Raw genomic sequence first — 12052 nt, 5'->3', positions numbered from 1 at the left:
TTATAGGTGCTAAATTTAGTTCGGTCTACCGCCATTACGACCGCCACGGTTTCTGAAATTCTCACGCATTTCTTTCATCTTCTCTTGAGAGATTTCATCATATTCTTCCTGTGTTACTTTTTTGCCTTTACTCGGTGCTTTAATTTCAATTTTCTCTGACGGATTCATTGTGATTTCTGAACACACAATAGTTGTAATATCATCGTTTACCGCTAATATTAAACCAGGTAATCCCCAATATAATCCCGGACCTTGATTTATTGGGATTTCTGGTGTGTACCATGCCACAACTTCTACTTCTTTGATAGTAAATTCATCTTCTTTTTTCGCCTCTTCTTCTTTTTCTTCTCCCCTGCCTGGTCGTCTAAAAACCGCACTCATATTGGGTCTTTTAATGGTTTTTGTAGCTGTTGCCTTAAATGCCGTATAATTACCTATGGTTTTAGACTCACTGCCCATTTTCCACTCTAAGGCCTCTAATTCATCATCGATCAAAAATATTTTACCTAGCAGCTCATTTTTTATCAAATAACGTTGCTCTTTAATATTCTTATACAAATCACCATCAGTACCAGCCATTCCACCAAAACGTGGACCACGACCACTACCTCTTTCACCTGGTTGTTCTAGCTTTTCTTCTTCCTCATAAATAGATGCTGTTTGATTGAAGTTAAGTACAAAAGTCTTTTCATTTGCCTTTTTTATACGCTCCATCATTTCCTTCTTTCTATCTTCGGGTATATTTCTATTACCAAAATCGAAATTAACCTGTGTCTTACTCTGGTATACTGCCTTACCTTGAAAGTCTTGTGCTTGCACAGGAACCCCCACAAATACAATCACAAATGCTACAAACCACTTAAATTTTATCATGTTCTAGAATTAAATTCAATAGTATGACATTATTTAGAGCTTTTGGTTTAATCGATTTCTGTTAATAAACAAATTGAGGTAATTATTTTTATGCCATACAACAAATATGTTTTTACTTCCTATAGTTATCTTGTATCTTGTACCATCGAATATTCTTATAGAACAAGAACACAACCATTAATCAATTTAATTCTATGCACATAGCAGTTGCCGGAAATATAGGTGCCGGGAAAACTACCCTAACCAGATTACTTGCAAAACATTATAAATGGGAACCTCATTTTGAAGATGTAGTCGAGAACCCATATTTAGATGATTTCTACAATCAAATGGAACGCTGGAGTTTCAATCTACAGATATACTTTTTAAATAGTAGATACAGACAAATTCTACAAATCAAAGAAAGCGGTAAGGAAATTATACAGGATAGAACCATTTATGAGGATGCACATATTTTTGCACCCAACTTACACGCCATGGGTCTTATGACCAATAGAGATTTTCAAAATTACTCTAGCTTGTTTGAATTGATGGAAACCTTGGTTGATCCGCCAGACCTTCTTATTTATTTACGTAGCTCTATACCAAACTTGGTAAAACAAATTCATAAAAGAGGTAGGGAATATGAAAACACAATTTCAATTGACTATTTAAGCCGATTAAATGAACGATACGAAGCGTGGATACATGGATATGAAAAAGGAAACTTATTGATCATCGATGTTGACGATTTAGATTTTGTTGACAATCCTGAAGATTTAGGTAGTATCCTTAATAAAATTGACGCTCAAATTAACGGTCTATTTTAAGTTCACTTTCGCAAATCCCGAAACCCGTGGTAGATTTTGAAAAAAAGGTGACACGCTTTCTTCATGATGAAATTCCGTTTTTATTCATTATCGATTTTGAAAAATCAATAAAAAAGGTTTTTACGTTTGAAGAAGCTGCAAACGAAAATATCTTCTTCAATATCAAAGGCAACGGTAATGATGAAAATCTTGCTAAAACTAATCTTGAAGATGTCGATTTTGATTTAAAACCAAAATTGGTTTCTAAAGAAATTTACGAAAGAGCTTTCAACAAGGTCAAACAAGAATTGAATAATGGCAATAGCTTTTTGCTAAATCTTACGTTCCCTACTGCTCTCAATACAGAGGTAAATTTAAATGAGATTTATCAAAAAGCCCATGCCCCATATAAGCTTCTTTACAAAGATAAATTCGTTGTTTTTTCTCCGGAATGCTACCTAAAAGTAAAAGATGAAAACATTTTTTCCTATCCTATGAAAGGGACTATAAATAGCGAGGTACCCAATGCAGAGGAATTGTTACTTTCCAATAAAAAAGAACTGTATGAGCATAATACCATTGTAGATCTAATACGAAACGATCTTTCTATCATTGCCAAAAAAGTAAGGGTAAATAAATTTAGATTCGTAGATAAAATAAGAAAAGGAAATCAAGAACTATTGCAGACTAGTACCGAAATTCAAGGAGAATTACCTGAGAACTGGAAAGATAACTTCGCCTCTTTATTACTAAAAACATTACCAGCAGGATCTATTAGCGGAGCACCAAAAAAGAAAACCTTAGAAATTATATCTGAAGCAGAAATTGCTCCAAGAGGATTCTATACGGGAATCTTTGGCGTATTTAATGGAAAAGATATTGACAGTGCAGTAAACATTCGTTTCATAGAAAAAATCAATAAAAAGCTTTTTTACAAAAGTGGGGGCGGAATTACACACCTTAGCGAGATGGAAGAGGAATATCAAGAACTTTTAGAAAAAATATATGTACCCATTATTTGAATCTGTTTGTATTGAAAATAGTCAAATTAAAAATGCCCATTATCACGAGGTTAGGTTTAGAGAATCTTATATGCAACAATATAAAACCCACCCTACATATTCATTATTCGACGGTATACATTTGACCAATTTAGACCCTACTTTAAAATACAAACTGCGCATAGGCTACAAGCAACATGGCACGCGATTCTCATTTTCTGAATATGAAAATAGCATACCTACATCGCTTCAACTAATAAGCGATGATATTATTTCATACCCCGTAAAAAGGAACAATCGTAAGAAATTGAACAACCTCTTTAAGCAAAAAGGAGACTTTGATGATGTACTAATTATTAAGCACGGACTCGTTACAGACACTTCTTATGCCAACATTCTACTTACAGACGCCAAACAGATTGTAACTCCAGCAACTCCATTACTTGAAGGTACCTGTAGAGCTAGATTATTGGATGAAAATAAGATTACGGAAAAAAGAATTTCAGTAGCTGATATACACAATTTTGAAAGCTTTCAATTGATCAATGCCCTAAATGATTTTGATGAAACCAGATGGGTGCCTATTACAAATATAAGTAGGGGATAAAATCATATAAATCCGTTTTTCTTTGCGTGATCAATAGCTTCAGCTGTTTTATTGACCATTAGAAAAGGTATATCTTTAAAGTCTGCAAAAAGATTTTCAATACGTGCCATTCGTTTGCTGTGGTTGACACTACGTAAATAAATAGCTTTTATTCTACCCGGAAAAAGCATGGATATCTCTTGATAAATATCACCATCTTTTTCACCACTATCACCAATTAATATAAAAGGTAATTCTGGATAGGACTTTAATAAATCACTAATTTCTTTTTGCTTCTGCGGCTTTTCATCACTCTTTTTTCTTCTTTTGAAACTTGCCATACTACGTAACAAAACCGGACCTTTTGGGAAATTATTAGTCTTTAAGAAAAGTTCAAGATACCTATACAAATTCCAAGGACTATGACTCACATAAAAAATAGGATTTGCCTCGTTTCCTGTTTTACCCTGATGTAGTTTTGTATAAAAATCGGATGCTCCTTCTAACTGAGACCGCTTAGTAGCTCTTTTAAACATCGTGTTTATAATGACCTTCCATTTTAAAGAAGACACTACTCCCGTATGTAAAATTGTATCATCAATATCACTGATCACCCCAAATTTGGCTTGCTTACATGGTATTAGCATTTCGCCGGGAAAACGATTTTGCAGAAGTATCTCCCTTTTTAAATTTGTATTGCCAAACGAAAGCTCAAATTTTACCCAACCTTCGTCATTTGCCAAATCTTGAAGACTCTCTATATTCCTATCAATTAAATAATAACCATCACAATCAGTAGTACCTTCTACTGTATCACCGTTAGAAAATGTGATTTTTAAAGGTGCATTTTTAATTTCATCGGTTTCAAAACGCTTCCATGTATTTTTAATTAAATTGAAAAAACCTTTCTGATCTAAATCGATATTTTCATCTTCAATTGCCCTACCTCTTACGTACAAACGATTAGCACTACCGTATGACTGAAAATTAATGATTTGAAGTTTATCTTTTTTAAAAATACCCATGACGTTAAAATTACGGTCTTTCAACAACCTTTAAAATTTTTATTTTAAAAATTATCTAATTAAACATTCACAATCATCCATTCTCCGCCTGCGTTTTTAGCGAAAGTCGTTTTTACTCACCCAAAAGCAGCGTTAACTCATTACTCGTTTTAAAACCTATAGTATAACCATAGTTTTAGACAAGCAAAAATGAATAATAACCCACTTGTATACGCAAGTCTAAAATTTAAACATTATGAGACCAAAAAAGAATCCACAGAAAGACCTGAACAAAAAGAGCGGAACGTTCTTTGTAATCGGACTACTATTAGTATTAGGTATGGTATACACCGCATTAGAATGGAAATCATTTGACCCTATCTATGATATTGATGTAGCCTTGAACGATGTTGATGACTCAATTGACGATGAAGAAGTTCCAATTTTCGAAATAGAAGTAACTCCGCCTCCAAAACCACCAGTTTTACCAACTGAAATAGAAATTATTGAAGATGATGATCCTATTGAAGAAACTGAAGTTATTGCCATTGAAATAACACCAGACACCGAAGTTGTAGATCCAACAGATTTTGAGGTCATAGAAGAGCCCGAAGAGGTAAAAGTAAATTGGATTACCATTGAAGAAGTCCCTGTATTCCCAGGTTGTGAAAATGAAAAAGATAAAAGAGCTTGTTTTAATGACATGATGCAAAAGCATATTCGTAAAAACTTTCGTTACCCAGAATTAGCTCAAGAAATGAACATTGAAGGCAAAGTGAACACAACATTCATGATTAACAATGATGGTACTATTGGCACTATTCAAAAAAGAGGTCCACACGATGTACTAGAAAAAGAAGCTGTAAGAATCTTATCGAAACTTCCAAAAATGACTCCTGGCAAACAAAGAGGTTCTGCTGTAAAAGTCTCTTTTGCAATTCCAATCACATTCAAACTACAATAGTTATAAAACAAAAAAACCTCAGCAATGCTGAGGTTTTTTTATATTCTAAATGTGAAATTACTGTTTATTGATTTCCACTTTTTCTATAGTTATTTCTGTAGCTGTACCTTTTTTCTCAACGGTAGCATTTTCAAAAGCTTTCAATTGAGCTTCTACTTCTGCCTTAGTACCATTATAAATTACTTCTTCCGTAACAGACTTACCATTAACAGTAGTAGAATAAGTGACAATAGCTTCCGCCAAATCTGCACTTTCTACATTCATTTCTATGGTCACTTCTTTCGTATCATTTAACGATGCAACACCTTCTTCTGCATGACCACCTAATATTGGTGCAATTACCAAACCTATTAAACAAGTCAATTTAATTAAAATGTTCATTGAAGGTCCAGATGTATCTTTAAAAGGATCACCAACCGTATCACCAGTTACAGCTGCCTTATGAGCCTCTGAACCTTTATAGGTCATTTCGCCATTAATCTCAACACCTGCTTCAAATGATTTCTTGGCATTATCCCAAGCACCACCAGCATTGTTCTGAAAGATTGCCCATAATACACCAGATACCGTTACACCTGCCATATAACCACCTAACATTTCTGCGATTGCCAATTTGTTCATTCCAAATAACATCGGAACAAAAGCAATGATTAAAGGGAAACCAATAGTCAACAATCCTGGCAACATCATTTCTTTTAATGACGCTTGTGTAGATATCGCTACACATTTATCATATTCCGGTTTACCCGTACCTTCCATTATACCGGGTATTTCCTTGAACTGACGCCTAACCTCTTGTACCATTTCCATAGCTGCTTTACCAACCGCATTCATTGCCAAGGCAGAAAATACTACTGGCACCATACCGCCAACAAATAACATTGCCAATACCGGAGCCTTGAAAATGTTGATTCCATCAATTCCCGTAAAAGTTACGTACGCAGCAAATAAAGCCAAAGAAGTCAATGCCGCAGAAGCAATAGCAAAACCTTTTCCTGTAGCGGCAGTGGTGTTACCAACTGAATCTAAAATATCCGTTCTTTCTCTTACAATAGGTTCTTGCTCACTCATTTCAGCAATACCTCCTGCATTATCGGATATTGGACCGAAGGCATCAATTGCCAACTGCATAGCAGTAGTTGCCATCATGGCAGAGGCAGCCAATGCTACACCGTAAAAACCTGCAAAAGCATAAGATGCCCAAATAGCACCTGCAAATAATAATACCGATGGGAATGTAGAAATCATACCCGTTGCCAAACCTGCAATAATATTAGTACCGGCACCAGTACTTGATTGTTGTACTATTTTTAAAATAGGAGACTTCCCCAACCCTGTATAATACTCGGTTACCGAAGAAATAACGGCACCTACTACCAAACCTACTAAAGTGGCATAAAATACACGCATTGCTGAAATCTCCACTAATCCTTCACCAAAGAATTCCATTTTCATAGTTTCCGGTAGCATCCACGTTACTAAACCAAAACAAGAAACTGCAACCAAAATAATTGATGTCCAGTTTCCAATATTCAAAGCGCCCATTACCTGGGCTTCTTTTGCATCGTTACTTTTAATTTTCACCAACATGGTACCTATAATGGAAATAATAATACCTACCCCAGCAATTGCCATTGGTAATAAAATAGGACCTATACCACCAAAGGCATCGGTAATACTACCGCCCATATCTTTTATTACATAGTTACCTAAAACCATAGCTGCTAGAACAGTTGCCACATACGAACCGAACAAATCTGCACCCATACCAGCAACATCACCAACATTATCACCTACATTATCTGCAATAGTAGCAGGGTTACGAGGATCATCTTCAGGAATACCCGCTTCTACCTTACCTACTAAATCGGCACCAACATCTGCAGCTTTTGTATAAATACCACCGCCCACACGTGCAAAAAGTGCAATTGACTCCGCTCCTAAAGAGAAGCCTGCAAGTGTTTCAAGAACCACAGTCATCTCCATAGTCGATGTCCAAACACCGCCCATGAAAAATTGAAAAAATATGATAAAAAATACGGTCAGCCCCAATACCGCCAACCCGGCAACACCAAGCCCCATTACGGTACCACCGCCAAAAGATATCTTTAAGGCATTTGGCAAACTTGTGCGTGCCGCTTGTGTTGTTCTTACATTCGTTTTTGTTGCTATTTTCATACCTATATTACCCGCATATGCAGAAAATATAGCTCCAAAAATAAATGCGACCACAATTAGCATATGTGTTGTGGGCACTACAAAAGAAACGATAGCAAGCAGAACGCTAACTAATACAACGAATACAGCCAAAAGCTTATATTCCGCACTTAAAAAGGCTAAGGCACCCTCATAAATGTAATCTGATATTTCTTTCATTTTTCCATCTCCGGCGTGTTGTTTCATCACCCAAGATCTTTTAATGCCCATGTAAATTAGGCCTAGTACTGCCATAAGAATTGGCATGTAAATCATCATTGACTCCATTTAATCTATTGTTAGTTGTTAGATCAACTAATGTAGTAAATTAGAATAGAATAAAAAAAGCCACTTTTTCTTAGAAAAAGTGGCTTAAATAAGGTAAAATATTATTTATATCATAAAAGTGCGCTTCGCTTTGTGCTCACTATTATCATATCTTTCAACACATTCATGGTAAATCTCTACCGCTTTCGCAGCATCGCTCCATCCACCTGTATCTACTTTTTTCTCTTCTAAATCTTTATATACTTGAAAGAAATGTTCTATTTCCTTTAATCTATGCGGATTTAAATCGCTAATGTCATTATTATTACTCCAAATTGGATCAGAAACCGGTACACAGATAATTTTTTCATCTGGTCCTTTTTCATCTGTCATGTGGAAAACTCCTATTGGTTTTACCTCCATTACCGTCATTGGGTAAGTAGGCTCCGTACCCATTACCAAAACATCTAATGGATCTTTATCCAATGCTAGAGTTTCTGGTATAAACCCATAATCACCAGGATACATCATTGATGAAAACAACATACGATCAAAACGAATTTTATGTAAATCAAAATCGTATTCGTATTTGTTTCTACTCCCTTTCGGAATTTCTATTAACACATCAAAGGTTAAGCCTTTTTCTGCTGCCATATTTAAAATTGTTTAATTTATAGTTTCTTATTGAAACGTTGCTTAGTTGTTATAATTGTAAAATTTAATCGAATTAAAAGACAAATCCAAACGTACCGGTTACACCAAACTTTCTTGCATTGGGATTTTCTAAATAATTTCCTCTAAAGTTAAAATCTAATCTGAACACTTTAAAGATATTTCCTATCCCAAAAGAATACTCATAATATATTTTTTCTGACGGTGCACGCAATGGTGTATTTAGTGTTGCCGGTGCACTTAAAGCTATATTTTCATCAGACAAATCTCCCCATACTCCTCGTAAAGCAATGATTTCCCTTAAATTATATTTTCTTAAGAACGGAATTCTAGAGAAAAAACGACCGTTGAAATTATGTTGCAAGTGAACTGCCGCATAAGTATCCGTAACAAACTCATAGAAATCTAAATTTGGAAATGTTCCATAATTGGAAAAAAAAGTTTGGTTACCAGGAACCACACTTAATAGCCCTAAAGGTACTTCGCCAAATGTTTTACCTAATTCTACCGTACTCAACAATCTACCTAAACCACCTAATTGCCATGGTTGACTGTATGAAAACTGAAGTTTACTATAATCAAAATCACTATTTAAAAACCCTTTAGTACCCTTTGTATAATTTAACAACAGAGTACTATAGGTGTCATTTACATCGCGGCGTTCAACACCAAAACCAATTGTTTTCTTACCCGGAGTATACAACACTAAAGCATTGAAATCGAACTGACGTATTTCTGAGGAGATGCCTGTTGGTGATTCAGGATTAAAATAATCTAAACTAAACTCATTTGGCAATGCCGAACTTAATGTTCTGAAGGTACCACCTACCGCCAATTTAAAATTTGTTAACGGTTCTATTTCAAAATTAAGAGCACTTAAGTTTATATTGGTAAGTCTATTGTTCGCCCCAACAGTCAGTAAAGATGATGATGCAATACTACGCCCTAAAACATCATTTGTCGCAGTTAAACTAACACCAAGTTGTTCTATATCTCTACGATTACCACCAGAAATTATCAACCTACTATTTTTATCCACTAGCACTTTACCTGCTAGCCCGTGTTTAAATTTATGATCCTTAAAACCGTAAGCAGTATAACCTTCTATACGCCATAGGTCGTTTTGACCATAATAGGTTCTCGCACCTATTCTTACCCTAGCCCCTTCTGCACTGTTATATCCAAAAAAATCATAAACTGAGCCTAAGTCTAAGTTCCATTTATCGACTTCAACATAGCCAGAACCTAAAATACTTATAAAATTATAGTAATTCTTAAATTTAGGTACAGTCTTAAGGGTATCTAATAACTTATAAATTCCCTGTTCATCTTTATTTAAATTCTCTAACCTGTTCTTTTCCCAAAAGGCATCATCTTTGATTATTTGAGTTACATCTAAAGGGTTTCTATCTTTCCTATAAACTTCTCTTGGCCTTGGTTTATTAAACTCATAATTATCATAAACAGATGTTCTTTTCCCGTATAAACCACGAGATTCCTCTTTTTTATTAAAGCTAAAATCACTTAACATATAATCTCGCTTTAGCAGAAAAACAGAATCGTTCATTACATCAAAATCTTGTTCAATGTAAATATCTTTCACCCAATTGATATTGGCACTTTTGGTAACTTGTAGATTAATATTCTTTACCGCCCAAGTAGAATCGTTTACCCAGAAATCGCCTTTAAAAGTCAACTCGTTTTTACGACGAGGATAATAAACAATATTGTAACACCACTTATTATCTATATAGGCGCTGTCTCGAAGTGCATAATTGTAAACATCTACCCCGGTTTTTGAAAGCGGACTTGTAAAACTCTTGTCAAAGAATTTTAAGTAGTTATCATAAACATCATACTCTTGATACAAATCTTGAACAAAAGCTATAATTGCTTGATTATTTTCAAATCCCGAATTTTTATTTCCTAAAACTTCCTCTTTTTCTTCTTTGATTTTATTATCTCCGTAAATTTTAGAAAAAGTTTCGTTTAAGAAAATCGGCAAGTACGTTTTGCCCGTTATACGCGAAGTATCTAGGTCTTGAAAGACAAATTCAAGACCTTTAAAAACTTTACTTTTTATAAGTGAACTATCAATAGTATTTAAATCGAACTCAACTTTTTCGTACTTATCAAATGCGTATTGATCAAATTGCCTAACACCGTTTTGACGCTTTTTAGCCCAAATTTTTCGAAGAATATCTATAGCAGGATTATTTTTCTTAGACTGTTTGCCCGCTATCAAAACTACCTCGTTCAACTGCTCCGCAGCCTCAATCATGGTTATTCTCAAGTCATAAACAACCTTATTTTTTAGCTGAAGTTCATAATCAGTATAGCCAATGAAAGATATGACAACAGTACTATATTCATTATCAGATTCTAAATAAAATCTACCATCATCATTTGTAATGGTACCTTCTGTAGAGTTTTTAAAGAATACATTCGCAAAAGATACAGGGTCACCCTGTTCATCAACGACGATACCACCAATTTTGGTTTGACCTTGAGCTATGAAGAAACATAAACTTAAGAATGTGAAAATTATCCCTTTCATTAAAAATCGTCGTTCAATAAAAATTCTTGATGTAAATAACATACTAATAAAAAAAGCTTCTCCAGACTTGGTCGGAGAAGCTAAAGTACTTTACAAAAGTATATTTTTATTTGTATAAAACTTTTTTAACAGCATCAACAACATCTTTATGGTTAGGTAACCACTCTGCCAAAAGAACAGGAGAGTATGGTGCCGGTGTATCTGCAGTATTTATTTTTACAACAGGTGCATCTAAATAATCAAAGGCATGTGCCTGTATATGATAAGTAATTTCTGTTGCTACGTTACCAAATGGCCAAGCTTCTTCTAAAACAACCAAACGGTTTGTCTTCTTAACAGATTTTAAAATAGCTTCGTAATCTAAAGGCTTTACAGTACGTAAATCGATAATCTCACAGCTAATTCCTTCTTTTTCTAATTCATCGGCAGCTTTATCGGCTTCCTTAATGATTTTACCAAAAGAAACAATAGTAACATCTTTACCCTCTCTACGAATGTCCGCTACACCTAATGGAATAGTGTAATCTCCTTCAGGTACCTCACCCTTATCACCATACATTTGCTCAGACTCCATAAATATTACGGGGTCATTATCTCTAATTGCAGCTTTTAATAGTCCTTTTGCATCTGCCGGATTAGATGGAACAACCACCTTTAACCCCGGACAGTTAGCATACCAACTCTCAAATGCTTGTGAGTGTGTTGCCGCCAATTGACCTGCAGAAGCAGTAGGTCCCCTAAACACTATAGGACAAGGAAATTGCCCACCAGACATTTGTCTGATCTTAGCCGCATTATTAATAATTTGATCTATACCTACCAACGCAAAGTTGAAGGTCATGAACTCTATAATAGGTCTGTTACCTGTCATAGTAGAACCAACTCCGATTCCTGCAAAACCAAGTTCTGATATTGGAGTGTCTATCACCCTCTTAGGGCCAAACTCATCCAACATGCCCTTGGAAGCCTTATATGCGCCATTATATTCAGCTACCTCTTCACCCATCAAATAGATAGATTCATCCTTCCTCATTTCTTCGGACATGGCCTCGGCGATTGCTTGCCTAAATTGTAGTGTTTTCATGTATGGTAAATATTATTCTTTGTTATATGCTAGAAAGCAAGCAAAAATAGGAAATTTAAT

The 12052-nt window shown here is 35.0% G+C and carries 10 protein-coding genes; 4 read left to right on the top strand and 6 right to left on the bottom strand.

Annotated features, from left to right (window positions below):
• Positions 1-15: 15 nt before the first annotated feature.
• Positions 16-873: a GLPGLI family protein gene (locus ACJJVP_RS09675; protein WP_405413164.1), complete on the bottom strand. Its 858-nt coding sequence runs from the start codon at positions 871-873 to the stop codon at positions 16-18.
• Positions 874-1067: 194 nt separating this feature from the next.
• Here ACJJVP_RS09675 and ACJJVP_RS09670 point away from each other — a divergent pair, with 194 nt between their 5' ends.
• From ACJJVP_RS09670 to ACJJVP_RS09660, 3 genes are read left to right on the top strand one after another with little or no spacing between them, the layout of a single operon-like run.
• A complete protein-coding gene (locus ACJJVP_RS09670; protein ID WP_405413162.1) occupies positions 1068-1682 on the top strand; it encodes a deoxynucleoside kinase in 615 nt (204 codons plus the stop codon).
• A gap of 26 nt (positions 1683-1708) precedes the next feature.
• Positions 1709-2683, top strand: coding sequence for an aminodeoxychorismate synthase component I (locus ACJJVP_RS09665; RefSeq protein WP_405413160.1), 975 nt, complete (start codon positions 1709-1711; stop codon positions 2681-2683).
• Positions 2667-3269 carry an aminotransferase class IV gene (locus tag ACJJVP_RS09660; RefSeq protein ID WP_405413157.1) on the top strand — a complete coding sequence of 201 codons (603 nt, stop codon included), beginning with the start codon at positions 2667-2669 and terminating at the stop codon, positions 3267-3269. Before ACJJVP_RS09665 ends, ACJJVP_RS09660 begins: the two co-directional genes overlap by 17 nt.
• Before the next feature lie 2 nt (positions 3270-3271).
• Here ACJJVP_RS09660 and ACJJVP_RS09655 read toward each other — a convergent pair whose 3' ends face one another.
• Entirely contained in the window at positions 3272-4273 is a 1002-nt protein-coding gene (locus ACJJVP_RS09655) for an App1 family protein (RefSeq protein WP_405413154.1), read from the bottom strand.
• A 235-nt stretch (positions 4274-4508) separates the two neighbouring features.
• Between ACJJVP_RS09655 and ACJJVP_RS09650 the strand changes: the two genes are divergently transcribed.
• Entirely contained in the window at positions 4509-5216 is a 708-nt protein-coding gene (locus ACJJVP_RS09650; RefSeq protein ID WP_405413151.1) for an energy transducer TonB, read from the top strand.
• Between the two features lie 57 nt (positions 5217-5273).
• Here ACJJVP_RS09650 and ACJJVP_RS09645 read toward each other — a convergent pair whose 3' ends face one another.
• The 4 genes from ACJJVP_RS09645 to ACJJVP_RS09630 form a co-directional block, all read right to left on the bottom strand.
• On the bottom strand, positions 5274-7700 hold the full coding sequence (locus ACJJVP_RS09645) for a sodium-translocating pyrophosphatase (protein ID WP_405413149.1): 2427 nt from the start codon (positions 7698-7700) through the stop codon (positions 5274-5276).
• Between the two features lie 105 nt (positions 7701-7805).
• On the bottom strand, positions 7806-8333 hold the full coding sequence (locus tag ACJJVP_RS09640; RefSeq protein WP_405413147.1) for an inorganic diphosphatase: 528 nt from the start codon (positions 8331-8333) through the stop codon (positions 7806-7808).
• 73 nt (positions 8334-8406) lie between these two features.
• On the bottom strand, positions 8407-10908 hold the full coding sequence (locus ACJJVP_RS09635) for a DUF5686 family protein (RefSeq protein ID WP_405413145.1): 2502 nt from the start codon (positions 10906-10908) through the stop codon (positions 8407-8409).
• A gap of 106 nt (positions 10909-11014) precedes the next feature.
• Positions 11015-11992: a pyruvate dehydrogenase complex E1 component subunit beta gene (locus ACJJVP_RS09630; RefSeq protein ID WP_405413143.1), complete on the bottom strand. Its 978-nt coding sequence runs from the start codon at positions 11990-11992 to the stop codon at positions 11015-11017.
• Between the last annotated feature and the right edge of the window lie 60 nt (positions 11993-12052).

It is taken from the genome of Maribacter sp. Asnod1-A12 (assembly GCF_045063735.1).
GTDB lineage: Bacteria > Bacteroidota > Bacteroidia > Flavobacteriales > Flavobacteriaceae > Maribacter.
Note: the sequence above shows the minus strand (reverse complement) of the source record. Positions and strands in the feature narration are given on the sequence as shown.

Bases quoted from the DNA above. Each gene is read 5' to 3' on its own strand.
- ACJJVP_RS09660 (WP_405413157.1), top strand. From the start codon at position 2,667: ATGTACCCATTATTTGAATCTGTTTGTATTGAAAATAGTCAAATTAAA.
- ACJJVP_RS09670 (WP_405413162.1), top strand. From the start codon at position 1,068: ATGCACATAGCAGTTGCCGGAAATATAGGTGCCGGGAAAACTACCCTA.
- ACJJVP_RS09645 (WP_405413149.1), bottom strand. From the start codon at position 7,700: ATGGAGTCAATGATGATTTACATGCCAATTCTTATGGCAGTACTAGGC.
- ACJJVP_RS09650 (WP_405413151.1), top strand. From the start codon at position 4,509: ATGAGACCAAAAAAGAATCCACAGAAAGACCTGAACAAAAAGAGCGGA.
- ACJJVP_RS09635 (WP_405413145.1), bottom strand. From the start codon at position 10,908: ATGAAAGGGATAATTTTCACATTCTTAAGTTTATGTTTCTTCATAGCT.
- ACJJVP_RS09655 (WP_405413154.1), bottom strand. From the start codon at position 4,273: ATGGGTATTTTTAAAAAAGATAAACTTCAAATCATTAATTTTCAGTCA.
- ACJJVP_RS09675 (WP_405413164.1), bottom strand. From the start codon at position 873: ATGATAAAATTTAAGTGGTTTGTAGCATTTGTGATTGTATTTGTGGGG.
- ACJJVP_RS09640 (WP_405413147.1), bottom strand. From the start codon at position 8,333: ATGGCAGCAGAAAAAGGCTTAACCTTTGATGTGTTAATAGAAATTCCG.
- ACJJVP_RS09630 (WP_405413143.1), bottom strand. From the start codon at position 11,992: ATGAAAACACTACAATTTAGGCAAGCAATCGCCGAGGCCATGTCCGAA.